19 protein-coding genes are annotated in these 25,716 nt (G+C 49.8%); 3 read left to right on the forward strand and 16 right to left on the reverse strand.

The features are described from left to right. Positions 1–15: 15 nt before the first annotated feature. The 8 genes from L6442_RS23315 to L6442_RS23350 form a co-directional block, all read right to left on the reverse strand. Complete coding sequence (locus L6442_RS23315) at positions 16–888, reverse strand: carbohydrate ABC transporter permease (RefSeq protein WP_194232697.1); 873 nt, start codon at positions 886–888, stop codon at positions 16–18. A gap of 2 nt (positions 889–890) precedes the next feature. Beyond that, positions 891–1,823, reverse strand: a complete 933-nt coding sequence (locus tag L6442_RS23320) for a carbohydrate ABC transporter permease (protein WP_194232778.1) — start codon at positions 1,821–1,823, stop codon at positions 891–893. A gap of 55 nt (positions 1,824–1,878) precedes the next feature. Then, entirely contained in the window at positions 1,879–4,824 is a 2,946-nt protein-coding gene (locus tag L6442_RS23325; RefSeq protein ID WP_212979692.1) for an extracellular solute-binding protein, read from the reverse strand. Between the two features lie 89 nt (positions 4,825–4,913). Then, positions 4,914–6,335 (reverse strand): ABC transporter substrate-binding protein, encoded by a 1,422-nt coding sequence (locus L6442_RS23330; protein WP_212979693.1) that lies wholly within the window; start codon positions 6,333–6,335, stop codon positions 4,914–4,916. A gap of 763 nt (positions 6,336–7,098) precedes the next feature. Continuing rightward, positions 7,099–8,250, reverse strand: a complete 1,152-nt coding sequence (locus L6442_RS23335) for a GntR family transcriptional regulator (RefSeq protein ID WP_237100056.1) — start codon at positions 8,248–8,250, stop codon at positions 7,099–7,101. A 264-nt stretch (positions 8,251–8,514) separates the two neighbouring features. Continuing rightward, entirely contained in the window at positions 8,515–10,335 is a 1,821-nt protein-coding gene (locus tag L6442_RS23340) for a S9 family peptidase (RefSeq protein WP_212979695.1), read from the reverse strand. A 407-nt stretch (positions 10,336–10,742) separates the two neighbouring features. Further along, entirely contained in the window at positions 10,743–11,705 is a 963-nt protein-coding gene (locus tag L6442_RS23345) for an L-threonine 3-dehydrogenase (RefSeq protein ID WP_212979696.1), read from the reverse strand. Between the two features lie 35 nt (positions 11,706–11,740). Continuing rightward, positions 11,741–12,931, reverse strand: coding sequence for a glycine C-acetyltransferase (locus L6442_RS23350; protein WP_194232704.1), 1,191 nt, complete (start codon positions 12,929–12,931; stop codon positions 11,741–11,743). An 803-nt stretch (positions 12,932–13,734) separates the two neighbouring features. Between L6442_RS23350 and kduI the strand changes: the two genes are divergently transcribed. The 3 genes from kduI to kduD are packed head-to-tail and all read left to right on the forward strand — an operon-like array spanning position 13,735 to position 16,162. Continuing rightward, positions 13,735–14,568, forward strand: coding sequence for a 5-dehydro-4-deoxy-D-glucuronate isomerase (gene kduI / locus L6442_RS23355; RefSeq protein ID WP_212979697.1), 834 nt, complete (start codon positions 13,735–13,737; stop codon positions 14,566–14,568). Between the two features lie 43 nt (positions 14,569–14,611). Further along, entirely contained in the window at positions 14,612–15,376 is a 765-nt protein-coding gene (locus tag L6442_RS23360) for a DeoR/GlpR family DNA-binding transcription regulator (RefSeq protein ID WP_194232706.1), read from the forward strand. 33 nt (positions 15,377–15,409) lie between these two features. Further along, positions 15,410–16,162 (forward strand): 2-dehydro-3-deoxy-D-gluconate 5-dehydrogenase KduD, encoded by a 753-nt coding sequence (gene kduD / locus L6442_RS23365; RefSeq protein WP_212979698.1) that lies wholly within the window; start codon positions 15,410–15,412, stop codon positions 16,160–16,162. A 230-nt stretch (positions 16,163–16,392) separates the two neighbouring features. Here the strand turns inward: kduD and L6442_RS23370 are convergent, their stop codons facing one another. The 8 genes from L6442_RS23370 to L6442_RS23405 all read right to left on the reverse strand — a co-directional run bounded on the left by L6442_RS23370 (position 16,393) and on the right by L6442_RS23405 (position 25,657). Next, positions 16,393–17,574, reverse strand: coding sequence for an MFS transporter (locus tag L6442_RS23370; RefSeq protein ID WP_212979699.1), 1,182 nt, complete (start codon positions 17,572–17,574; stop codon positions 16,393–16,395). Between the two features lie 231 nt (positions 17,575–17,805). After that, positions 17,806–18,564: a TrmB family transcriptional regulator gene (locus L6442_RS23375; protein WP_212979749.1), complete on the reverse strand. Its 759-nt coding sequence runs from the start codon at positions 18,562–18,564 to the stop codon at positions 17,806–17,808. Between the two features lie 118 nt (positions 18,565–18,682). Further along, positions 18,683–19,894 (reverse strand): ABC transporter permease, encoded by a 1,212-nt coding sequence (locus L6442_RS23380; protein WP_212979700.1) that lies wholly within the window; start codon positions 19,892–19,894, stop codon positions 18,683–18,685. After that, positions 19,891–20,610 carry an ABC transporter ATP-binding protein gene (locus tag L6442_RS23385; protein WP_194232712.1) on the reverse strand — a complete coding sequence of 240 codons (720 nt, stop codon included), beginning with the start codon at positions 20,608–20,610 and terminating at the stop codon, positions 19,891–19,893. Before L6442_RS23385 ends, L6442_RS23380 begins: the two co-directional genes overlap by 4 nt. A gap of 36 nt (positions 20,611–20,646) precedes the next feature. Beyond that, on the reverse strand, positions 20,647–22,281 hold the full coding sequence (locus L6442_RS23390; protein WP_237100057.1) for an efflux RND transporter periplasmic adaptor subunit: 1,635 nt from the start codon (positions 22,279–22,281) through the stop codon (positions 20,647–20,649). A 156-nt stretch (positions 22,282–22,437) separates the two neighbouring features. Next, entirely contained in the window at positions 22,438–23,586 is a 1,149-nt protein-coding gene (locus tag L6442_RS23395; protein WP_212979701.1) for a TolC family protein, read from the reverse strand. A gap of 279 nt (positions 23,587–23,865) precedes the next feature. Continuing rightward, entirely contained in the window at positions 23,866–24,975 is a 1,110-nt protein-coding gene (locus tag L6442_RS23400; protein WP_212979702.1) for a sensor histidine kinase, read from the reverse strand. Then, positions 24,968–25,657 (reverse strand): response regulator transcription factor, encoded by a 690-nt coding sequence (locus tag L6442_RS23405; protein WP_212979703.1) that lies wholly within the window; start codon positions 25,655–25,657, stop codon positions 24,968–24,970. The genes L6442_RS23400 and L6442_RS23405 overlap by 8 nt, the downstream gene beginning before the upstream one ends. Between the last annotated feature and the right edge of the window lie 59 nt (positions 25,658–25,716).

The raw sequence follows: 25,716 nt of genomic DNA on the forward strand, positions 1-25,716 counted from the left end.
CTGCATGCCCCCCTGTTATTCCTTCAAGCCCGATGTGGACATCGTCTGGATAATGCTGCTCTGCGTCACGATAAACACCGTGATCGGAACGATCATCATAAGCAGCGTAACGGCCGCTACCGGCCCCGTTCTGACCAGTCCGCCGTTTGCGATTTGCCCGAAAACATAGTCCACCGTCTTCAACTGTTCGCTGTAAATATATTTGTGGCTCGTTACGGAGCCGTTGGTCCAGAGGCTCTGAAGCGAGAAGATGATCAGCGTCAGCCACGCGGGTCTGACAATAGGCATGACGATCTGCCAGTAAATACGGTACTCGCTGGCGCCGTCGATTTTTCCCGCTTCAAGCAGGGCATCGGGAATCTGCTCCATGAACTGCTTCATCAGGTAAAGCCCGAGCGTCATGCCGAAAGCAGGCAGCAAAATGGCCCAATAAGTGTTGATCAAACCCAGGTACGAAATGATCATGTAGTTTGGAACCTGGGTTACATAGGCTGTAAACATAAGCGACAGGACCACGATGCTGAACAGCAGCTTCCTGCCGGGGAACCGGATTTTCGCAAGCGGATAGGCCGCTGCGGAAGCCAGAATCACATGGCCTATGGTCCCGATGATCGCGATGAAAAACGTATTGAACACATATCTTGAAAACGGCACCCATGAGTCGCTGAAAATGCCGACCAGGTCGGTAAAGTTTTTGAACGTCGGATTGCGCACAAACAGCTTGGGCGGAAAAGTAAAGATCTCATCGATCGGCTTAAACGCGTTGCTGATCGTGAAAACCAGCGGCAGCGCCATAAAACAGGCCACCCCGCCCAGCAGCAAGAACAGCAGCACATCGACGCCCCAGGACCGGTTCAGCCTTTTCGGCATTTTAAGTGTGATTTTCATCTTTACTCACCTACTTTTCCAAGGAGCTTCTGGGTAACCAGATTTACGGTCAGCATAATTGTGAACAATACGGTGGCGATCGCAGATGCGTAACCCATTTCAAACCGGATCGTGCCGTAGTCGACCAGATGGGTTACAATCGTATGCGCAGCATAATCCACGCTTGGGAAACCGATGAGGTAAATCGAAATCTCCGCGACGGAAAATGCCGAGGCGATCTGGATGACCGCGCCGAACATCAACTGCGGCCGCATGGCGGGCAGCGTAATAAACCACAATTCCTGCCAGCGGTTGCGGATGCCGTCGATGCTGCCCGCCTCGTACATCGTCCGGTCCACATTCTGCAACCCGGCGATAAAAGCCAGGAAGGAAGTTCCCAGACTCAGCCATAGCTGAACGAGAATCAAAATCATCAGCACATACCGGGTATCTTGAAGCCATTGGATCGGCTCCAGGATGAAGCCCCATTTCATTAAAAAAGAGTTAGCGTATCCGTAGGAGTCCCCCGCAAACAGCAGCTGCCAGATCAAATACGTGTTGCCTGCAATCGAAGGGGCGTACAGAACCAGCGTCAGCACAGCCCGCAGCTTTGGCGGCAATTCATTAATAAGCCAGGCGAACATGAAGCAGGCGATATAGCTGATCGGGCCCGTTATAGCCGCAAACAGCATCGTGTTTTTCAAGGCGATTAAAAAGATGTCGTCCTGCACGAATAATCTGGCGTAATTCTGCCAGCCGATCCAGCGCGGCGGCTCCAAAAGATTGAAATTCGTGAAGCTTAAGACAAGAGATAAAAGCACCGGAATAACCGTAAATGTGCAAAAAATGATAAAGTAAGGCGCCATCAGCACATAGGCATGCCTGTTTTTTTTCATTTCCGTCCATACCCGCGCGGCCTTGCTGCGGAGCATGCGCCCCGGCTTGCCGCCCGGCATGTTCGCCCCCGTCAAGACGGGACGGTAAGCCGTTCTTTCCTTCATGGAAGGTCCCTCATTTCTCGGTCGGGAGATTAAATTCTTTTCGTTTAAGCGTGATTTCCTCATTCATCGTCCTAACATAATTGTCCATCGTTTCGCGCGGGTCCTCGCCCTGCACGACGACGCGGCGGAACGCGTTATCGATATTCCGGCCCGTCAGGTACCCCCCGGGCACTTCCGGAATGCCTTTGACCCACTGCATCTGTTCCTGCAGCTTATGCAAATCCTGCGTCGGCCACGGAAGCTGCGCAAGCGCCTCTTTATTGGCGGTCGGATAACGCGCCGAAGCGCCCATGCGGATTTCCATTTGCCGCCCGTAGGCGATCTGCGTATCTTTGCCCGTCCACCATTTCATAAATTCCCATGCGGCATCTTTATTGCCCGCGTGTTTGAACATGACGGTAGCCGATCCGCTGCTGCCCACCTCGCGATGAAGTTTTCCATCCGTGCCAAGCGTTCCCGGAACGGGCGCAAATGCCCACAGCCCCTTGATTTCCGGCGCAAATACGCTCAGCTTGTTATACATCGTATAATCGACGATGCCGATCGGCATTTCTCCGGTGCGGAAGCGGTTGGCGAAATCGACCGTGATCGGGAGTTTATAATTAACGTAAAAATCCGTCCACTGCTTAAATTGCTTGATTGCCGTTTCGGAATCGAGATCGACAGCCATGCCGCCATCTTTGTAAATTTGTCCTTGATTCTGATACAGCAGCATAACGAGGGCCGGATTCGGCGCCATCGTCACGATATCCGTCCGCACCGTTTCGTTGCCGAAGGAATCCAGCGGCTTTTGCGGCAAGCCGAACTGCAGATTATGCTTTTGCAATACCGGAAGCATGTTATACACGTCATCCCAGCTTTGCGGCACCTGCAGATGCAGCTCATCCAAAATATCCTTCCTGTAAAATAACATCGGGAAGGTTTGCTGCTCCGGCAGCGCGTAATATGCCCCGCTATATTCATACGGCACAAGCGCGCTTGCATTAAACTGCTCTTTGACACTGCTGAAATCCGGGAAAGACGACAGATCCTGCAGCGCACTTCGGCTGGCGTAGTTCACCGGCAGATCATTGCCGATCTGCAGCGCCACATCCGGCCCTTTGCCCGCAACGGTCGACGGCAGCAGCACATCCGCCGATACCAGCTTCAGGTTGACATGAATTCCGGTTTTTGGCGTGAATTTGTCATCGATCAGCCTTTTGATCACCTGCGCCTGGTCCCTGGCCGAAGTGACCCATACGGTAATGTTCCCGACCGCTTCATCATTTGAGAAATCATCATAATTTTCAGTGAAAGAAGCGATAAAGGATTGTGTGCCGGATACCAGCTTCAACCACGCCCCCGCTTCAGGATCGGGCAGCTTGCCGCCTGGCGAGCTAACGATCAAATAATCCAGCGACAGGGGCTGCTCATTCACCGTCAGCATCCATGAACTCAGCGCACCCACATTCGTTTTGAACGCCTCGACGCGCGACGGCACCGATTCCGGTTTATCCGCCATATCCTGCAGCTGGTATGCAACCGTGCGAATGATCGACGTCCGTTCATCGCTTTCGCCGGAGGGCCCTTCGATCGCCTTGGCAATCCCGTACAGCTGCTCGCTGGACTCCCGGAATACCCGGGTCATCTCCGGAATCCGCTGCTCCAGATTGTAATCCCGGAAAGAGTCGGGAACCGTACCGGTGTAGCTGATGATTTTCCGGTACATCGCATTCAGGTCCAGAATGCTGGATTCCACGGAGCGCAGGATCGGGGCGATATCCCCGAGCGTAACCTCCATCCGGATCCGGTGTTTTCCCGGCGTCAGATGAACAAGATAAGGTTCCCCCCCATCAGCTCCGATGACTTTCATTTGCCAGGAGTTGCTGTACGGGAACGTAACCGTTTGCATTTCTTTGAACGGCAGTTGACCGTCTATGTAAATCGAACGAAGCACCGATAAGCCCCGCAAATAGTTTTGGTGGTTTTTAAAAGCAATCTGGTACAAGCCGTCCTGCGGCACATCCACCTCCCATTCGATCCACTGTCCCGGAAGCCTCCAGGCATACCCGCCCATGGCGTTATTGCGCAGCTTGGACACATGGTACGGCTCTACGGCCGGATTGGACCGGTCGTTGTAGGGAAGAAGACTCGGCGAAGATTTATATAAAGCCTGCTCAGCCTGAACCTTAATGAATACATCCGAAGCCGCCTTTACTCCTTCCCGCTCATACCGGGCCGAAACTTCGCCGTAGCTTGGCACGGCGGACGGTTTGGCCAGCGTGATTTGGCGGATGACAAGCGGCTCTTTGATGGAGGTCAGCGAGAGACTGTGTTTGCCTGCGGAAAAATAAAATAAAAAAGGATCTTCATAAGAGCCGGTGCTGTCCTTCAAGGTTATTGCCTGCCAGAGATGCTCCTCTACCTGGGTCGGCGTTAAATCATTGCCGCGTCCGTCTTGTTCAAACTCCGATTTTTCGTTTTTCCACACCCGGTTGAACACCAGGTTTTTTGCTTCCGTAAAAGGAACGGCCCCGTCGATGGCAAGCTCCCGTTCGATATCGGAATCCTTGCCTTGCTCCGTATACAAATCCAAACGTATGTTATACAGCCCCGCTTGCTTGATATCAACATCCCATGTAATCATGCCCGAATCTGCGGTCAGAACGGATTTGCCGCTTCGGCCTGCGTGATCCTCCAGCACGGAAACCGTCATGCCGTCCGTTTGGCTGTAGGCCTCCCCGGGAATGACAACATCTTCAGCCGCAAGCGCGGCGCCTTCATGTTTGGCCAAATACTCTTCATAACCGCCCGCCCTGACGGATGCCTTGATGCCGCGAAGATCCGGCTGCTTCGGCGTTGTCTCGGCCGAGGCTAAAGCCCCGCGGGAAGCTGGACCCTGCGCAGCTGTAACGATGCCTGCAAAGAGCGCGGCCGCAAGCAATATGGATGCTGCTTTGATGAATGGTCTGTGCATGGGCTCCCCCTTTCTCTCCGGCGGGTCCCCCGCCCTATAGCTCATGGGGCAGGGGCACTCGCCTTCCGAGTTCTTTAGCTGCCGGGATCTTATTTGCTGTCCTGAAGCAGCTTGTTGATGTTGGCTTCGAATTGCGGTTTTACTTTGTCAACGGCAGTGGAAGGAGAGATTTTGCCTGTGGTGATGTCCTTCACGACGCCTTCAAACAGCTTCTCTCCGTCCGGGATGGCGTAATAGGAAATGTAATCGATGCTGTCAGCCATGGCTTTGCGCGTTTCCAGCGATTCCTTGTTCGGGTAGGAGCTTTCCCATGACTGCTGCGCCAATTTCCGGCCGGTATCATGGAGGCTGATTTCATCCATAATTTTGGCGGCTACATCGGCATGCTTCGAATATTTGGCCACCATGAACATGTTGCCGAAAGGCGTATAAGAGACGTATTTATCCGATTTTGGACCTTTCGGGAAAAACACGAAGCCGAGCTCCTGATTTTTCATATTGTCGAGAAGTCCGCCCAGTTCCCAGCTGAAACCGCCGTACATGACGCCTTTGCCCGCAACGAATTCCTTGTTTGCGTCTTCCGGAATCGGCTGCATGATGGATTTGTCTTTGTTGTACAGGTCGGATACGAACTGAAGCGCTTCAACTGCATTTTCGCCGTCCAGGGAGAACTTCATGTTGCCGCTCGCGTCCTTGTCTACCCTGCCGTTATTGGAGTAAATGATCTGTTCCGTAAAGGAGTTGATTTTGCCGTAAGCGCCCGCGATGCCGTAAATATCCGTTTTCCCGTCGCCATTGGTGTCTTTTGTTGCTTTTTTGGCGAAGTCGCGGAATTTCTCCCAGGTCCATTCGCCTTTTTGCTGAAGTTCGAATGGATCTTCGAGACCCAGTTTTTTCACGAGCGTTTTGTTGTAAAAAATGCCGTAAGGCGATGGAGAGGAGTCGGTCATGCCGTATTGCTTGCCTTTGAAGCTTCCCCCGTTTTTCATCCAGCCGATGTATTTCGGATCATTCAAATTAAGTTTGTCGTCAACCGGAACGATAAAATCTTTGTTCGCAAGCGTCGGAAACGCCCAGAACAGTTCCAGCAGGACAATGTCGGCAAACGGCGTGCCGGAGAGAGAGGTCGTGGTGAAGTTTTCTACGTATTTGTTGTAATCCCCGAATTTGACGAATTCGATTTTGCAATTGTATTTCTTTTCGACTGCATCGATCAGTTTGATTTGCTCTTCTTCCCCGGGGCTCTTATCTTTTGACTGCCTTGGATCGGCATCGTCGTACCATACCCCGATCTTGATCGTGTCGCCGCCCAGGTCGATTTTTTGTTCTTCCGGCGCGGCAGCCTGCTCTTTCTCCTTCTCTTTCCCGTCTTCTTTCGCAGGCTCTTGCTGCACGGCTTTATTGCTGTCATTGGAACCATTTTCCTGACTGCTGCCGCCCGAACATCCCGCAATAGTAAACACAAACAGCATGATTGCGAGCAGCATGGAGAGTCCCTTCATCTTTTTCATGCATTCATCCCCCATTTTCCGTTTCGGATTAGATTGGCGCGGATCAAAAAAATAACAAATCAAATGTGCGAAATAATGGCCGTCGTTACGCTATGCTGGGCAATCGAATGGAGCTAATATTTTCTTGACCCGCGCCTTGTTGAACTTGAACACAGAAATGCCAATGAAACCTAAAGCAATAAAACCGATCACCCCTTTGTTCATTGCGGTATCCGCAAGAAAGAATGCGCTTACATAAAGAGAATTGAATAATAAGCGATACGCATCAGATTCTGAAAAGAAAACCAGAAATATCAGCTTTATATACCATATTAGATATATCATTTATACCGCTTACACGAGTTATTATAATATTCCGCCTATATTTTGTAAATAGTGAATATATCTTATTTATATTCTTAATCATATTAATTATATCTAAAATTGAAAACCATCTTCGTTCGGACCATTTACCTGCTTACACACAAATAACCCCACAAAAAGTATCGGAAAGAAGTCCGGGCGCCTCTCACGGAGGGGCGCTTTTGCGGAGCAAAAGTACGGAGTGACGCCTGGCCTTTGAAGCTTATCCGATTACTTTGCAGGTATCCCGGAAGTTTATGCTTTACGATATAAGAAAAACGTCTATCGACGTACTTTCACAGAAGACAGACCGCGATTAGCAGAAGTTTTTCTTGCGATATAAGGAAGCGGAGGCTCCGAAGCTTATACTTTCTTATATCTTCGCAAAAAGACCGCCCCGTGTGGGACGGCCTCTTCGTTTTTACGTTATGCTTGTTCCTGTTTCTGCAGCTTTCTCCGATAAAATCGAGGTGGATGCCCGCTCGACAAACCGGACCGGGACCAGCGCCCGCTCGGGGCTTTTGTCTAGTTCTTCGATCCGGCTGACGATCAGCTCCGCCGCCTTCCGGCCGATTTCGCCGTAATCCTGGGCAATCGTCGTGAGCGGCACTTCGACAAGGCTTGAGATCATATGGTCGTCGAAACCGGCAATGGACAGCTGCTCCGGAACCCGGATGCCCATGTCCAAACTGCTTCTCAGCAGTTCGACCGCGAGATGGTCATGCTCGGCCTGAATCGCCGTCACGCCAAGCTCCATCATTTTGCCGATCAGCTTCGGATAAAAGATGTTGCTCCCTTCTCTGTCGGCTTCGCGGTAAAAGTCGGTAATGACCAGCTCCGGATCGATGCTCAATCCGTATTCCCGCAGCGCTTGGCAGTACCCCTGATACCGGTCGCGAACCGAGCTCCTGAATTCGATGCTGATGCTGGATACAAAAGCGATCCGCTCATGGCCGAGCTCGGCGAGCCGTTTGGCCGCCATATAGCCGCCGCCCGCATTATCGGAAACCACGCTGGTTACCGGGAGGCTGTCTATGTATTGGTCGATCAATACGAGCGGAAAATCGTTCCAGTGCAGCGCATTAAGCACATCGTTGTTGCTGATCGTGCTGATTGGATACAGGATGATCCCGCTCGAACCGTTTTTCGGAATCCGGAGCAGAAACTCCCGCTCCCGATCTTTGCTCCAATTGCTGTTATGGATGCTCAAATAATAACCTTTCGTATCCAAATAATCGGTGGCGCCTTTGATGAAATCGAGCTCTCCCGTCGCCATGTAAGGAAGGATCATCGAAATGATCGGCGCCGTCGTGCCCGTGCCCCCCGTTTCGAACGGGCTCCCTTTCGCTTCCCGTTTCTTGACGTAGCTCCCGCTGCCCCGTTTGCGGTAAATCAAGCCTTCGCGGTCCAGCTCGATCAGAGCCCTTTTGGATGTGATCCGGCTGACGCCAAACTGCTCGGCAAGCTCCATTTCGGTCGGAAGCTGCTGATCTTCTTTATATTCACCGGCAAGGATCTTTTCTTTCAAGTCATCCTTGATGATCATATATAACGGCTTTTGGTGTGACTGCATTATCCCACTTCCAGTCTGTCCCATTATTCACATACTTTTATGCTATTGCTTCGGTTGATTATATCAAATTATATATATAGCATGCAAATATTATACCAAATTAAGAAACTGAACCCTGTTTGTAATAAAAAACAAGATTTGCGTTTCACATTCCTATTTTCGATTTTCATGATCGGAATTCAAGCTTCAAAAGTTTGCTCCCCCGAACTGAAAAGAGACCGAACCTTCCGGGGTTCGGCCTCTTGGCATGCTCACCGCCAATACTTACTTCTCAACTTGGATTTTCGCCTGCCGGCAGCGGTTCATAAACTCAACCATACGCGCATAGGCAATCTTTTCGTTATCTTTTCTCATTATGCCATGCCCTTCATCGTCAAACACGATATATTCCACATCGCGGCCTTTGGCCCGTAGCTCTTCCACGAGTTGGTCCGATTCGGCCTTGACGACACGCGGGTCGTTGGCGCCTTGGATAATGAGCAGCGGATTTACCATCTTGTCGAGATAGGTAATCGGCGAATCCTTGATAAAACGCTCGCGGTCCCGTTCGGGATCGCCAAGCCACTGCCCCATGATCGGCTTCCAGTCTTCCGGTACCGAATGATAAAAAGTGAACAGATTGCTGACGCCGCAAATATCGATAGCCGCCTTGAAATATTCCGGATTCCTTCCGGCAAGCAGCAGCGTCATATACCCGCCATAGCTGCCTCCCATCACAAACAGGCGATCCCGGCTGGAAATGCCTTGTTCAAACAGCCAATCCATGGCTGCCAAACAATCCTTGCGGGGCCCTTCGCCCCAATCCTGCTCCACCAGCTTCGCGAACGAACTTCCGTATCCGGTGCTGCCCCGGAAGTTCGGGCAAAAAATATTGTAGCCCTCCGCAATGATGTATTGGAACATGGAACGGAACTGCTTCCGTTCCGCAGCCTGGGGACCTCCATGCGGCCAAAATACGGTATAACCGTTGGCCGTCTCATCTTTGGCACGGAAAAGCAGCGCTTCAATTTCCATCCCGTCAAAAGAGCGGTATGTGATCACCTCAGGAACAATCAGATCCGTTTCGGTCAGGCCTGTCACCACGTTTTGGGTCAGCATGGTCCAGCGGCTTCCGTCAAAACGGTAAATGTTATAAGGTTTTGCGGCTCCGCGTCCCAACATATAAAGGTTGCCTGAGCGTGCTACTACAATCTGCTCCAGAATATCAACAGGCAGCGGAATCGCTTTCAATTCGCCGGTGTCCAGAGCATACGCATACAGATGGTCTTGGACGCCTTTTTCGGTAACGATATAAACCGTGCGCGAATCTTTGTGGTATTTGAGCATCACGACCGTTTCACTGTCGATCTCGCATAAACGCTTGAATGTTCGTTCCTTGATATCGTAATGCGCCATATATGCAAATTCCGAGTCATAATCCGTGGCGAATATGACGTTGTCCCCATCCAGAAACTGTACGCCGCCTGAAGTATGGACTTCATCCGGAGACGGAGTGAGACAAATCTCTTGACCATCTTCAAGTTGGATGTAGCTCACATAATGCGTGTTGGCATATTCTTTGACAAAAGCGAACCTTTTCTCGTCCTGACTTACGGCGCAAATTACGGTTACCGTGCCCTTGCCTTCTATAAGCAGCCGGTCTTCCCCGGATTCCAAATCGAATACGCGGGAGTTGAGGAAATTTGGATTTTCTCTGTTCGTCGAATAATAGATCCGTTTCCCGTCTTCGGATAAATGCAGGAAATGATGTTTTTCTTCCGGAGGAATACCGGCAAAGAGCGGCTGCGGCTCGCCGCCATTCCATCTCAAAGCATGCATCTGGTAGTTTTCATCGCCGTCACGGTCAAATGCCGTCAGAATATGTCTGCCCTGCGGATCGAGCTTGATAAAGCCGCACATCTGGTCATTGTAAGTAAGCGGATAAGGATAACCCGTCTCTCCGCCGATATCCATGGCCCATAAATTAAATTTGCCGTTTAATGTGCTGCTGAACACCAGCCGCGATTCGTCTTGGCTTATGGCAAAGGTAGAGATACGATATGTCTGGAAAAATTGCTCCACATTCGGCTTAGAAAATTGAATCATGGATCATTCCATCCCCCTGTCTCCCATAAATTAACCCCTGGTCAAAATCCCGGGGCTTAAGCCTATTATAGAGGCTGCAGGCAGCCACTTCCACATATTCCCTCACCATTTATTCACCCCGCACTTCCAAAGGGCAAACTATCGCTTCAATGTCCATGCTCCTGGGACCTTCCCAAACATTTTGCAGGGATAAGCGGTCGTGATATCACAATTGCGTATCCTACTGGATATTGCCTGCTTATAGCTCTCTTGGTGAATCCCCGGATTTCCCGGCATACCTCCAAAAAGCCAAGAAGGCCCGCCTCATTCTAATGAACAAGGCAGGCCTCTAAAGGGTTTTCTGACAAAATGGCATCCTGTATGCTTAGTAAACGCTTGATAGACCACTTGATATACGTTTCCAGTTATTATGCCTTCCGCGCAAGCATTTCTTTCGCTCCAAGCTGATTCAGCATATCCGCGGTCATCGCATCGAGATCATATTTGGCCTTAAATCCCCACTCTTCCGCTGCAGCGGATGCATCGATCGCATCCGGCCAGCTTTCGGCGATAGCCTGTCTCTTCGGATCCACCGCATACTCCAGTTTGAAGGAAGGTATCCGCTTGCGGATCGATGCTGCTATCGCTTCCGGATCTACGCTCATGGCGGTCACATTAAAGGCGTTCCGGTGCTTCAACTTCGATGCATCCGCTTCCATCAGCTGCACGATGGCCTCCAGCGCATCCGGCATATACATCATATCCATGAAAGTTCCTTTACCGATAAACGAAGTATAACGTCCATGGCTGACCGCCTCATAATAGATCTCGACGGCATAGTCGGTTGTGCCTCCGCCGGGAGGGGTCACATAGGAAATGAGGCCCGGAAACCGGAGTCCTCGGGTATCCAGCCCGAATTTATGGAAATAGTAGTCGCACAGCAGCTCTCCGGATACTTTATTCACGCCATACATCGTTGTCGGACGCTGTATAGTCTCCTGCGGTGTCTGCTCTTTGGGCGTCGACGGTCCAAACGCGCCGATCGAGCTGGGCGTAAAGAACTGGCAGCCAAGCTCTTTCGACACTTCAAGTGCGTTAACCAGTCCGCCCATATTCAAATTCCAGGCAAGGAGCGGTTTTTCTTCCGCCGTTGCTGACAACAAGGCTGCCAGGTGGATCATCGTATCCACCTGATGCCGTTTAGCGATCTCAAACATGGCTTTTCCATCGGTTACATCCAACGTTTCAAACGGGCCTGATCGGGTGATCTCATGTCCCGACATTCGAATGTCGGTGGCAATGACTTGGTCGGCGCCGTACAAATATCTTAACTTAGCGACCAATTCGGAACCGATCTGACCTAATGCTCCCGTTACCAGAATCTTTTTCATCGCTTTTCCTCCCCTTGGCTTCCCGGCAGGCTGGGTTAAATAATTCCCAGTTCCTTGCCCACTTTCTCGTAGACCGAAATCACCTGCTCCAGCATTTCCCTGCTGTGGGCAGCCGTAGGCATATTGCGGATGCGTCCGGTTCCTTTCGGCACCGTCGGGAATACGATCGCTTTGGCATATACGCCCTCTTCATACAAGCGTTTGCTGAATTCCTGGGTTTTCACTTCATCTCCGATGATGCAAGGCGTGATCGGCGTTTCGCTGTGGCCTGCATCGAACCCGAGCTTCTTCAGCTCGCTTTTCAGGAAATCGCCGTTTTCCCACAGCTTTTTCAGCAAGGTCTTATCATTCATCAAAATATCCACCGAGGCCATGCATGCGGCTGCTGATGACGGCGTCATCGCAGTCGAAAACAGGAATGGACGGCTTCTCAGCTTCAGCCATTCGATCAGATTTTTCTTGCCTGCCACGTATCCGCCAACCACGCCGATCGCTTTGGAAAGCGTGCCGATTTGGAAGTCGATCCGGTCCGACAAGCCAAAATGTTTCACCGTACCTGCCCCTCCGCCCAAAACGCCGGAACCATGGGCATCATCCACATAAGTGATCAAATCAAACTCTTCGGCTATATCCACAATTTCCGGCAGCTTGGCGATATCGCCATCCATGGAGAAGACCCCGTCCGTAATAACCATGATTTTATTGTAAAGACCGGATTCCTTCGCAGCCTTGGCCTGCTTTCGCAGATCTTCCATATCCGAATGGTTGAAGCGGATGATTTTGGCCTTGGACAAGCGGCATCCGTCAATGATCGAAGCATGATTCAGCTCATCCGACAAAATGGCGTCGTCTTTATCCATGACTGCGGAAATGGCCGCCATATTGCAATTAAAACCCGACTGGTACGTAATTACCGCTTCGGTATGCTTGAACTCTGCCAGCTTCCGTTCCAGTTCCAGATGCAGATCCATCGTCCCGTTAATTGTTCTGACCGCGCCTGCTCCGGCACCGTATTTCTTCGCGGCTTGGATCGAAGCATCGACCAGTCTCTCATCGGTAGCCAATCCCAAATAATTGTTGGAAGACAGATTAATCAGCGTTTTGCCGTCAATCTGAATGGTCGGTCCGTTCGGACCTTGAAGCGGATCAATGACGTTGTAGAGCCCTTTGCTTTTTAAAGCCTCAATGTTTTCCGTTAAAAACCGGTCGAGTGCATGACTGGACATAGGGAATCCCTCCTAAACATACAAGTGTCTATTCACAGTGGACTTGGATATTTCATAAAACCCTGATATACAAGAGATTAACTATCATCAATGTAGCATCTTTTTTTCGTTTTGTACATCCACCAAGGACACTAAAATCCATAAAATTTTAGTTTTTTTATTTTCTATAGATAAACATGGATGAACTGCCCGCTCCATCTTCCATCTGGTAAGTTGAAAAAGTGTCAAAAGTGCAACTATTTCTATTTTTCCAGACAATTATGGCTAGGAAGCTTGCAAAAATGCATCCTTTTTCCACCTTTTGAGCATAAGCAGATGATTCATGATTCAATTAGTGCACTTTCGCAACAATTTCGCGTTGCACGCCATCAAAGGCTTGAAAAGGATGTACTTTCGCAGGCTTTCCTCTATTTCACATGACTCAGCTGTCTGAAAAAGGTTGTACCCTGAATCAATTTCAAAATGGATTTATATCGAGTGTTTGAACTTAGATATCGATTCATCTTATATTTATCGATCTAAATCTATATAAGTCGAACCAATGATTATGAACGGAAGGAGGAAGCCGGGTGAAATGTTCTTTTTGAATCGCTGCCCGCTCCCAGATTTCTATGATTTGAACCTGATCCATTGTTATTCATAGGTCTTCATCCATAGGCTTTCCAATTTTTGCGCCTTTCTAACGGAATTCCATCTTCTGATATCTAAAAACTAAAAAGAGGGTTGCCAAAAACATAAAAAAGAGCTAATGTGAACGTATATGAACGATATGAACATAAATGAACATAAAGGGAGTGTTTAATGTGGAAAGAAGATATGCCTCACATCCACGGGAAGTAAAACAATTTGATACGGCGCGTTTGCGCGAAGAATTCCATATTCCGGTGCTGTTTACGCCTGACCGTCTGGAGATGGTGCTGACGCATGAAGACCGTCTGATCATCGGTGGAGCTTTCCCGGTGAAAGAAGACGTCAAGTTGGAAGTAGATCTGAAAGAACTGGGCGTCTCCTTCTTCCTGGAACGCCGTGAAATCGGTATCATCAACGTCGGTGGAAAAGGCATCGTCGTTGTGGAAGGCAAAGATTACGAACTCGATCATAAAGAATGCCTGTTTGTCGGCATGGGCAACAAAGAGGTTGTTTTCAAGAGCGTGGATTCCGCGCAGCCGGCCAAATTCTATCTGAATTCGGCTCCTGCCCATCAATCCTATCCAACTCATAAAGCAACGCTTGCGGAAGCAGAGTCGGCTGATCTGGGTTCAATTACGAATTCCAACGAGCGTACGATTTACCGTTTCATCCATCAGGACGGCATTCAAAGCTCGCAGCTGGTTATGGGTATGACACTGCTCAAAACGGGGAACATGTGGAATACGATGCCTGCCCATGTCCATCCTCGCCGGATGGAAGCTTATATGTATTTTGACCTGCCGGAGGATGCGGTTGTGATCCATTTGATGGGTGAACCGAACGAAACGCGCCATATCGTGATGAGAAACGAACAGGCCGTCATCTCGCCAAGCTGGTCGATCCACAGCGGTGTAGGCACAAGCAATTATACATTTATTTGGGGTATGGCCGGCGACAACAAAATTTATTCCGATATGGACCCGGTTGACATAAAAGAATTAAAATAAACATATTCGTTCTTTTTACCCTGATTTGAAATGAGGCTTGTTCATGAACCCGATACTGCGGCACGAGAAAATTATGGAAGTCCTGCTGACGAACAAAGAAGTTACCGTGATCGAATTAAGCGAAATCTTGAAGGTGACGGGAAAAACCATCCGCGAAGACTTGACCAAACTGGAAGAACAAGGGTTGATCCGCCGCGTTCATGGCGGCGCCGTTCTGGCCCAAGCGGATCAATTTGGCATCTTGCCGTCAAAGGAACCGATTACCAAACACCTGGATATGAAAAAAAGCATCGCGGCGGCAGCCATGCAGCGGATTCTTCCGGGTGACATCATCGCGCTTGACGGGGGCAGCACGACGCTGGAGATCGCCCGCCACATGCCTAATCAACAGTACACGGTCATCACCAACGATGTGCATATCATCAGCGAACTTTCCAAAAAAGATAAAATTAATCTCGTGGTTCCCGGAGGTTACCGGGTCCGCAACATTCTTACCGGTCCCGAAGCCGTAGCGTATGTCAAGCAGCTGAATATTCAAAAAGCGTTCATTTCCGCAACCGGCATACATTTGGAGCACGGACTTTCCGTTTACACCGGAGAATTGATTGATTTCAAACGCGCATTGATCGATACCGCGCGGGAAACCATTGCGGTGATCGACCACCATAAATTCGGGCAGACCGCGCTTCGCACATTTGCGCAGCTGCAAGAGATACACTGTTTGATTACGGACGATGGGCTGCCGGAAGCCATGCTTGCGGAGTACCGCAAAGCAGGTATTCCAATCAAGCTGAGCGGCGGCCATTGATCCCCCACCTATTACCAAGGAGCGGATGATTGTATGAAACTTTTTAATTTGGAAGGTAAAACAGCATTAGTAACCGGTGGATCCGGCGGCTTGGGACAAGGCATCGCCCTCGGACTGGCTGAAGCAGGCGCCGATATCGTAAGCGTATCCCGCGGCTCTTCCCAAGAAACCGTCGATAAAGTCAAAGCAATAGGACGCAAAGCGCTTGACATTGACGCCGATTTGAGCGATGCATCGAAACTGCAGGAAGTTTTTGATCAAGCGTTGTCTCTGACTGGACATATCGATATCCTCGTCAACAACGCAGGCATCATCCGCCGGACACCGGCCAAAGATCACAGCGATAAAGACTGGTATGATGTGATCGACATCAACCTGAACACGGTGTTCCTGCTTTCGCAAATCACCGGCAGACATATGCTTGAACGCGGCAGCGGCAAGATCATCAACATCTGCTCGATGCTGTCCTATCAGGGCGGAATCAATGTTCCGGGTTACACGGCAAGTAAACACGGCGTAGCAGGCCTCGTCAAAGCTTTCGCCAACGAGTGGGCCGGAAGCGGCATCCAAGTCAACGGCATCGCGCCAGGTTACATGGAAACGAATAACACTGCGCCGATCTTGGCCGATGACAAGCGCAAAGCCTCGATCACGGAGCGCATCCCTGCCGGACGCTGGGGGACGCCTGCCGATCTTCAAGGCGCAGCCGTTTTCCTCGCTTCCTCCGCTTCGGATTATGTCAACGGACATGTCCTTTGCGTGGATGGCGGATGGATGGCAAGATAAACGAGGTCATCCGAGGCTGCGTACAAAGAAACTCCTAAGAATTGAAAAGCAATCATACATTCAATATGTAAAACGGCGTGCACATTTGCACGCCGTTTTTTGCGATTATATTCATTATGCATTTACCCATCCGGCTCGCCAAATAAAATCCCCCTCCCTGCAGGAAATCGGGACAATAAAACTTCCACTCTGCAAAACTCGATGCTGCATTTTTGTCTCCGCAAAGCTGCTTATTGAAGCGTACGTGTCGCCGCATGATCGGCAGCCTTGCCGCGCCCGCTCCATTTGATCGAAAACAGCGCGGAAACCAGCGCCAATATGACGAAAACAACACCGACCCACGCATTGTAATATACCGATGAGCCTTCGATGACGATTCCTCCGATCGCCGAGCCCAGCGCGATGCCGATATGCGAAGCCGAACTGTTCAAGCTTTGCTGGATATCGGCCGATTCGGGCGCGGATTGGATCAGGTAACTTTGCAGCGACGGCGAGATCGACCAGCTGAGGCCGCTCCAGACGATCATAACGATAAGGCAGACAACTGCCGAAAAGGTCGAGAGCGGCATCAGAAACATCACAATGGCAAAAATGCTCACGATTCCCAAAATGCTTTTTTCCGCACCGAATTTATCCGTAACCCATCCCCCAAAACCGCCGCCGGTTACCGCAGCGATTCCGAATATCAAATAAAACAGACTGAGCGCGGAAGGGCTCAAATGCAGCATTTCCTGAAGAAAAGGCGTCAAATACGCATAGAGCGTCAAATGCCCCGTCAACATCAAAATCGAAATCAAATGTGCGGAAATGATTTTTCCGCTTTTCAGTGAAGCCAACTGCCGCCGCAACGGAACTTGTACCTCCGGTGTGGTGCGGGGGATAAAGACTCGAATTGCCACGAGCGATACAACTGCCAGCAAAGTGATCATTACAAATGGGGCGCGCCAGCCAAACGAATTGCCAAGCATCATCCCAAACGGTACGCCAAGTACCAAAGAACCGCTCACGCCCATGAAAATAACGCCGATTGCTCTGGCCTTATATTCTTTCTCCGCCATTTGCGCAGCCATTGTGATCGACATGACGGTAATCAGCGCCCCGCTTGCCGCGGATAAAATCCTTGCAATCAGCATCGTCACTAAATTGGGACTGACAATAGACAGCAAATTTCCGAAGATAAATACGAGCAAGGCGCATTGGTACAGCTTTTTCCGCTCCATGCGCGCAGTCGCCGCCAGCAGCAGCGGGCCCGATACGGCAAAAATAATGGAATACAGCGTGATCAACTGCCCGGCAGAGCTTAAGGAAATATGCAGATCTTTGGAGATCAAATCCAGAATTCCGCCTACGATCAGCTCAACCATCCCTACCACAAAACAGGCAATTGCCAAAATATATATTCTAAAGTTCATACGCCGGTTCGTTCCCCTCTCTAAGATGTCTCATTTGGTTACTACCGTAATGGTAACTTATATGCACGAGATCATCAAGCCCAAATTTCAGAGAAGAAAATCGTTTACCGTTGTACTTACAATGAAGACAGACCGCTCCATCATCGAAGAAACCCCGCATTCCGCCTAAAGCGCAAATACAAAAAGACGGATAGAGTCTCTTCTATCCGCCTTAGGCTTCACAGACCGGAATTAATACCGCAGCTGCATCAGCTGGGTCATAATTTCTTTGTCGTTCAGCATAATATCCTTGTATTTGGTTGTGATTTTGCTCAATAGAATATCGTGGTGGAAATAATCCGTAAAAAAGCGCACAAACGGCTGCGCTCTCGTTTTGATCGCCTGCCAGGCCTCTTCCTCCACGCCCGCAAAAAGCACTTCCGCATCGTCGACGATAAGCAATCTGAAACGTTCAAGCGTAACATGTTCCCTACTTGGCTCCATGATAACCAGGCTTTTCAGACTGCTCTGGATTTCGCCGACAGCAAGCGCTTCTACCCGTACCCCAGCCCGTTCCTTCTCCTCCAAAATGGGCAAATAGAGCTGAAAATCATCCTTCCAGGACGAAAATCGAATCGAGTCTCCGGCATCAAGCAGCATCTGCCGGATCTGGGCTTCAATGGAGGTATCCGCTTTTAAGCTCCAGACCCGGTCGTCCACGATTTCTTTTTGTAATTTTTGCCGCTCCAGTTCCTTGATGTCGGATTGAAACTCGGAGGTCAACTTCTCGATGACCAGCGGGAGCGGCAGCGCCGTGTACAGTTTCTTCTTTTCCGAGATCGATTCCAGCACCATCCCTTTATCTACCATTCGGGATATAACCTCGTAAATTTTGGCTTTGGGCACGCCGGAATGCTTTACGATCATGGATGCATCCAGGGGCTGCACCGTAGCCGCCAATGTTTCATACACTTTGCTTTCATACTGGGAAAAACCGAATTTATGCAACAAGTCATCCAACTCCCGATCTTTCGAACTTGGTATTAATGTACCATAATTCCGGTATCCCAAGTCAATTTCATAATGCCAATGGCTGTTTGAATCCATTATGAAATGGACTTCCCTGCATTTATTCGTAACTTAACGCATCAATCGGTTTCAAACGCGAAGCCTTATAGGCCGGATACACGCCAAACAGGATGCCGATCCCCACCGCGCTAAGGAAGGACAGCAGGATGGGCGGAAGCGTAATCAGAATCGGCAAATCGGCGAATTTCTCAAGCAAAGCCGCCGCTCCGATGCCGAACATAATGCCAATCACCCCACCCAGCATGCTAAGTATAACCGCTTCGGCCAGAAACTGTGTCATAATATGTCCGCGCCCCGCCCCGATCGCCTTGCGTATCCCGATTTCGCGCGTTCTTTCCGTCACGGACACAATCATAATGTTCATAATGCCGACGCCTCCGATCAGCAAGGATATCGCCGCAACCCCTTGAAGCAGATTGGTCATGATCCGGTTGACGCCCTGGGCCGACTTCAAATATTCCTTTTGGGTTTCGATTCTGAAATTCCTGGCTTCGCTCGGCTTCATCTTATGCTGAAGCCGGAGCGATTCTCCGACATCGCTGCTTGCTTTGTCGATCAGTTCCGGTGTTTTGGCTGAAATATACATCATGTCGAATTTTTTCGCACCAAACCGTTTTTTCATCGTCGTAATAGGTATATATAACTGATCGTTTTGGGTGTTAAAGCTGTTCAATTTTTCAAGCACGCCGATAACCGCGTACGGAATCCGGTTGATCTGGATCGTCTGGCCGATTAATTTCCCTTTGTCTCCGGAAAACAGACGTTTCGCGGCCTCGCTTTCAAGAATAACCACATTCATTCCGTGCTCAATCTCATACTGGGTAAAATTTCTGCCTTGCGCGAATTTAAATCCGAATACCCGGTCAAACCGCTTTAAGGTTCCCTCGACTTGAATATCGTAATTCTGAGGTCCTCTAGCCACCTTCGCGCTGGCTGAAGCTCCTTTAGGAGCCACGCCGGCTACGGTGTCCAGTTTTTCAATCCTTTGAACGTCATCCAGTGTCATCCGGCTGGCCTCATAAGAATTTCTTCCGTTTTCGGAATAATCCGGAACGTAAGAATAAACAAAGATCACGTTATTGCCCATACTCTTAATTTCTTTTTCAATGCTGGCCGTTGAGCCTTTGCCGATGGCTACGATCGCGATAACCGCTCCGACCCCGATGATGATCCCCAGCATGGTCAGCAGGGAGCGGAGTTTATTGGCCAGCAGGCTCGCAAGCGACACGCGCACGATTTCCATTACATTCATCTGCCCGTTTCCTCCGCCGCCAGTCTGCGGTTCATGATGACCCTCGAACCTTCGATCGCGCCGCCACGGAAATCGACTAACCGTTTGGCATATTCCGCCGTTTCCATTTCATGCGTGACAAGCAAAATGGTTACTCCCCGGTCGTTCAGCCTTTGGAAGATCTCCATGATTTCCATGCTTGTTCGGCTGTCAAGAGCGCCCGTAGGTTCGTCCGCCAGCAAAATCACCGGATGATTTACGAGCGCCCGCGCGATGGACACCCGCTGCTGCTGTCCCCCCGACAGTTCGCTTGGTTTATTTTGAAGCCTGTCCCCGAGCCCTACCTGAATCAAAGCATCGGTCGCCCTTCTGCGGCGTTCCTTGGCGGGAACTCCCGCGTACATCATCGGCAGCTCCACATTGGCCAGCGCCGTTGCCCGCGGAAGGAGATGAAACTTTTGAAATACGAACCCGAGTTTTTGATTTCGAATGATCGCCAGCTCATGCTCCTTCGCCTCCAGAATCGAATAGCCGTCGAGATTGTATTTTCCAGAGGTCGGCCGATCCAGACAACCGATCATGTTCATCATCGTCGATTTTCCCGACCCGGAGGGACCCATAATAGCTACAAACTCCCCTTCGCAAATGGTCAGGTTTACCCCGCGGAGAGCTTCTATTTTCTGATCCCCTACATGATATATCTTTTTCATGTCTTCGATTTGGATTACCGTTTTCATACGCTCCCCCTTATTCGTGTTTACACGTCTGCCCGTCTAACCGACTGGGACGCCGAAATCTGCGTTTTCCGCAGGAGGTACGGCCGGTATAACGACGGTGGCTCCTTTTTTCACGCCTGATTTAATTTCCACGCGGTCAGTTGTGTAAATACCGATTTCGACGGGCTGGAACGTGTAATTTTCGGGATGAGCCGGGTCGGACGCCAGATACACGCCGTCTTGGCCGCCTTCCGATTGCAGCGCAGCCAAAGGGATATACATCACGTTGTTATGCGTAGCAAGTTCCACCGATATCTGCATATTCATCCCTGTCTTCAGCGTTCCTTCCGGATCCTGAATCGAAAGCTCCACGCTGTAAGTCGTTACCCCTGAGTCCGTCACGGCTTGCGGTGAAACGAAGGTGATTTTGCCCTCATACTCTTTGTCAGGGTATGAATCCGTACGCATGACCGCTTTAAGCCCGGTTTTCATTTTCGCAATTTCGGTTTCGTCTACTTTGGCCAGCACCTTCAACTGGTTGGAGTTCGAATTGTTCATGACGATAAATGGAGCGGTCGGACTTGTCCCGACGTCCCCGTTCACCTTCAAAATCAATCCGTCCCACGGAGCGGTGATTTGCAGCTTGGACAGCTCGCTTTTCTTTTGTTTCAGATCCGCTTCCGCCTGCTGTACGGCAGCTTCAGCCGACATTACCGCGGAGACCTCTGGCGGAGCTTCGACATTTTTTAAACCCTTCAAGGCGGATTGGTATGAAAGCTCGGCTTCCTCTTCCGCCTGCTTGCCTTTCGTCACTGTTTTCTCGTACTGCAGCTCCGCGTTGTCGTACTCTTTTTGAGCTTTATCCAGTGCATCCTGCAAGGCCGTTTGCGCTTTGGCATACTGCAGTTCGGCGTTCGTATGTTCAATTTTGGCTTTTTCCAGATTCCGCTCAGCCTCCGTCGTTTCGTTCAATGAAACGGCTCCAAGGCCAAACAGATAGGACTGGTCGTCATATTCCTTCTGGCTTTTATCCAAATTGGATTTCGCCGCTGCGATTTGCTGCTCCGCTTCCTTTAATGCGGCATTTTCGCCCGGTTCCGAAAGGGCCTGCTTGGCTTTATCCAGATTTGCCTTGGCCGCCGCTTTCTGGTTCTCTGCTTCCTTCAAGGCAAATGGGTCATTCACGCTGTCCAATGCCATTTTCGCCTTCAGAACATTCTCTTTTTGTGTTTCAATTTCGCTTGGCTTGGCGCCTTTCTTCACCTCGACCAACTTCGCTTTGACAATCTCCAAATTGGATTCCGCGCTTTTGATCTGCATCTTCGCTTCCGAATCGTCAAGCTGCGCCAGGATCTGCCCGGCCTTCACGCTGTCTCCGGCTTTGACGTTCACCTTGATCAGCTTGCTTGTCCCTGCGCTGGTAAAGTTCAGGTTCACTTCTTTGGTGGCCTGGACGACGCCCGCCACGTTATGCGTATCCGTTACATCTCCCTGCTCAACCTTGACGGTTTCATTCGGGGGTGCTTCGACAGGTTTGGGGGCTTTTTCAAAATAGATAAAGATGCCGATTCCGCATAACAAAACGATCGCAGCCACAATCCAAATCCACCGTTTTCTTCGCTGCCGCCTCAGAGTGGTTAATGACTGATTATCATCGATTTCAAGCACGCCGTTTTCCTCCAAATTCATCATTTCATGTTCCGGCTCAATACTAAATTAGTTCTTTACATTGCGCGGGGTGACCGCTGCAGTTACGGATCGTTCTTCAGATCGATTTCGTCCCCTCCGCTACTTTCGCTTCGCATCAAGCACTAATTGTAATATTGATTCCATATTCCCTTAACTTTTTTACATGAGCCACGGTTTAAACAATGTAAATTCCGTTTGTTTCTGCTGGATTGCGAGTTCCGTCACTTTTCTTTCCAATTGCTTTACTTTGATCTCGTTTGTTTTGACTTCAATGCCGGGAATAAGCCCTCTCCGCCATTTATTTTCGGAAAGCGCCTGTTCATCGCGGGCAATCTGAAGATTGCGCTGCAGCTCTTCGTACTGCGCCTGATATTGCTGGATGCTCAAATAAGCGGCTTTTAGCGATTCCGCCAACTGTTCCTTGGTATGAGCAAGCTCCATATTTGCCGCTTCCACGTCCAGCGCTTTTAGCTGATATTCGCTGATGGCTGTTCCGTTGTAGTAGGATGCCTCCGTCATCGCTTGTTTCACGGCATTTTCCTGCTTGTACAACGCTGGGCTGCCGGAAGATGTCAGATCATGGATATGTAACTCGATGTCAAGCGCCTTGGGCTTGCTGTATGTCGGTATATCCACCAGTTCGTATACAGTCCCCTGCATTCTCCCCATGAGTTTGCTTAAATTGTCCACGACTTTCTGCGAGGCAGCTTCGCTTTCCGCGAGTTTTCGCTCGGCATCCATTCGCGCCTGAACCGCTTTCCCTTTGGCGTTCCCGGATATTTTGCCGCGGGCCGCCTTGGCAAGCGCAATTTTCTCTTCCTGAAGCGCAAGCTCCAAAGACTCTTTGCTGCTTGTCACATTATTGGCCGCCGTTATTGCCTCATAATAGGCTTTCATCGTTTGGAATTCCAACTGATCCATGACAAGGGGAATCTGCTTCTTTGCCTCTTCGTATGTACTTGCAGCTGCTTCGTATCGTTTCAACGCCGCCCGTTCCGCTTCCGCATCACCCGGCCCGCTATCGTCGTCATCCTCATGGTTATCCCGCCTGGTAGCCTGCTTCAGTTCATCCGCCGCGCTTCGGAGCATGATCGCGTTCCGATCCACGTTTTGATTGGCCGTCTTGAGCAAATAGCTGTTTTCTTGCGCCCATTTCGTCGCCTGCTCCAAGGTCAGTTTTAATTGGTTTTTATTTGATTCCACAATATAACCTTTGACCACCGTTTCCGCGTGCGCAGACTGAAGCATCGTCAATGCAATGAATGCCGCCGCAGCAGCGGCCAAGGCTAAACGTCCACTCCCTTTCATACTGAACCCCCGATCCTGATCTTTCTTCATGCCGGCTTATGCCAACAACCTGAACCACACTCGCAAATTACATAAATTGCCACAGATAAATCTGATATTACTATATCACTTGCGAATGCTGGACTACCATCGTTCTCTCTTACGATTAGCTTACAATTTTGTCATATTAACGCTAAAAAGCCCGTTTCCGTTCTTCAATTTCCTCGGGAAACCACTTTTGACAAAGGAAAATGAAAGAAAAGAAGCAGGCGAAATGATAGGTGTATTTTTTGTGTACGGCTACGCTTCCTGAGCTTCAGCATCTCTCGGCAATCTCACCTCAAAAACCGTACGAACCGGGCTGCTTTGCGCCGAAACCGCACCTTCATGCTGCTCCACAATATTTTTCGTGATGAACAGGCCAATTCCCGTACTGCCCTGCCGATGCGTTCGCGCCTTGTCACCGGTATAAAACATATCAAAAATATGCGGTAATTCCTCCGGATCGATATAATCCCCATAGTTGATGACCTGCACAACCACGTTCTCCCCATCGTTAAAGCCGTGAATGTCGATATATTGACCATCGCTTCCATAACGGACGGCGTTGGTCAGCAAATTTTCGAATACGCGCGCCAGCAACTCGCCATCCCCGTTAATATTCAAAAACCGGGCTAATTGAAGCCGGGACTCCAGATTATTTTTCTCGAAAACAGGATAAAGTTCCTCGTTTAACTGCATCAGCAGTTCGCTGAGATCAAACGTTTTTTTGTCAAGCTGCAGCCTGCCGTAATTCATTCTCGCAATTTCAAACAGTTCTTCGATCAGATTCTCCAGCCGTTTGGACTTCTGGTACGCGATCGTGGTGTAATGTTGCTTCTGCTCCGGCGTGAGCTGATCATCCTGAAGAATGAAATCCAAATACCCGATGACAGACGTCAGGGGCGTGCGCAAATCATGGGCCAAATTCAGAATGAGCTGATCTTTGCTGCTCTCCGCGTAATCCCCTCTTTCAATCGCTTCCTGCAGTTTCTGCATCGCCTGATTGATATCGGCCCCAATGGCCCCGAATTCGTCCTTTGAAGAAATCCGGACATGATTCGAAAACTCCCCTTCCGCCAGATGATGAATCCCTTTGGATATCTCCTTGAAGTATCTTGCGTAGGACCTCGTAAACAGGAAAAAAAACAAGATCGCAAGCGGAATGAAAATGATGAGAAAGGCATTCACGTCGCCGATATCCCGCATAAAATACCGGATTCTGGTCAGCGGATTTTCGAAAAGAACCTCTGAACGGTAATAGAACTGCAGAATCTTGTAAAGCACATAGGTAATGCCGCCGGATGCCAGCATGCTAAGCATCAGCAGCAATATCATCCGGGTGCGAAAGCTGTATATGAATTTACGCATGGAGTGTATAGCCTACCCCCCATACCGTTTTAATAAACTTATCTTTGTCTTCGCCGAGTTTCTTGCGCAGCGTACGGATATGCACCATCACCGTATTTCCGCCTTCAAAATATTCCTCGCCCCATACCTGTTCAAATATATTTTCGGCGCTGAACACTTTTTTCGGATGTCTGGCCATCAGGTACAAAATATCGAATTCCTTCGGGGTAAGATCAACGGTTTTGCCGTATAAGCTCACGCTCCGCTGCTCCGGATCAATGATCAAACCCGCTACCTCAATGATCGGTTTGCTCGCGGCAGCCATTTGCGCCAGCTGCATCGTACGCCGCAGATGGGCGTTCACGCGGGCAACCATCTCCATCGGATTAAAAGGTTTGGTTATGTAATCATCTGCTCCGCGAACCAAGCCTTCTATTTTATCCAGATCGGATGCTTTGGCGCTCAAAAAAATAATCGGCATATAATACTGCTCCCGGATCTGCCTAGTCACTTCGTAACCATCGAACTTGGGCATCATGATATCCAAAATCGCCAAATCGACGGGCTGCGTATGAACAGCCTGGATCGCGTCCTGCCCGTTATGCACCGTGATACAGTGATAACCTTCTTTTTTTAAATGCAGTGCGATCAGATCCGCAATTTCAGGCTCGTCGTCCGCAATCAAAATCGTGATACGGTTCATTACATCCCCTCCAATACAAACTTAACACATGATGTCTTATATTGACAAAAGTACCGGGT

The sequence above is a fragment of the Paenibacillus azoreducens genome, from assembly GCF_021654775.1.
GTDB classification, from domain to species: Bacteria; Bacillota; Bacilli; order Paenibacillales; family Paenibacillaceae; genus Paenibacillus_AQ; species Paenibacillus_AQ azoreducens.

Coding starts and splice junctions, on each gene's coding strand:
- L6442_RS23360 (WP_194232706.1), top strand. CDS start 14,612: ATGAACCCGATACTGCGGCACGAGAAAATTATGGAAGTCCTGCTGACG.
- L6442_RS23390 (WP_237100057.1), bottom strand. CDS start 22,281: ATGATGAATTTGGAGGAAAACGGCGTGCTTGAAATCGATGATAATCAG.
- L6442_RS23320 (WP_194232778.1), bottom strand. CDS start 1,823: ATGCCGGGCGGCAAGCCGGGGCGCATGCTCCGCAGCAAGGCCGCGCGG.
- L6442_RS23315 (WP_194232697.1), bottom strand. CDS start 888: ATGAAAATCACACTTAAAATGCCGAAAAGGCTGAACCGGTCCTGGGGC.
- kduD (WP_212979698.1), top strand. CDS start 15,410: ATGAAACTTTTTAATTTGGAAGGTAAAACAGCATTAGTAACCGGTGGA.
- L6442_RS23350 (WP_194232704.1), bottom strand. CDS start 12,931: ATGTCCAGTCATGCACTCGACCGGTTTTTAACGGAAAACATTGAGGCT.
- L6442_RS23325 (WP_212979692.1), bottom strand. CDS start 4,824: ATGCACAGACCATTCATCAAAGCAGCATCCATATTGCTTGCGGCCGCG.
- L6442_RS23370 (WP_212979699.1), bottom strand. CDS start 17,574: ATGAACTTTAGAATATATATTTTGGCAATTGCCTGTTTTGTGGTAGGG.
- L6442_RS23405 (WP_212979703.1), bottom strand. CDS start 25,657: ATGAACCGTATCACGATTTTGATTGCGGACGACGAGCCTGAAATTGCG.
- L6442_RS23385 (WP_194232712.1), bottom strand. CDS start 20,610: ATGAAAACGGTAATCCAAATCGAAGACATGAAAAAGATATATCATGTA.
- L6442_RS23345 (WP_212979696.1), bottom strand. CDS start 11,705: ATGAAAAAGATTCTGGTAACGGGAGCATTAGGTCAGATCGGTTCCGAA.
- L6442_RS23400 (WP_212979702.1), bottom strand. CDS start 24,975: ATGCGTAAATTCATATACAGCTTTCGCACCCGGATGATATTGCTGCTG.
- L6442_RS23330 (WP_212979693.1), bottom strand. CDS start 6,335: ATGAAAAAGATGAAGGGACTCTCCATGCTGCTCGCAATCATGCTGTTT.
- L6442_RS23380 (WP_212979700.1), bottom strand. CDS start 19,894: ATGAATGTAATGGAAATCGTGCGCGTGTCGCTTGCGAGCCTGCTGGCC.
- L6442_RS23395 (WP_212979701.1), bottom strand. CDS start 23,586: ATGAAAGGGAGTGGACGTTTAGCCTTGGCCGCTGCTGCGGCGGCATTC.
- L6442_RS23340 (WP_212979695.1), bottom strand. CDS start 10,335: ATGATTCAATTTTCTAAGCCGAATGTGGAGCAATTTTTCCAGACATAT.
- L6442_RS23335 (WP_237100056.1), bottom strand. CDS start 8,250: ATGCAGTCACACCAAAAGCCGTTATATATGATCATCAAGGATGACTTG.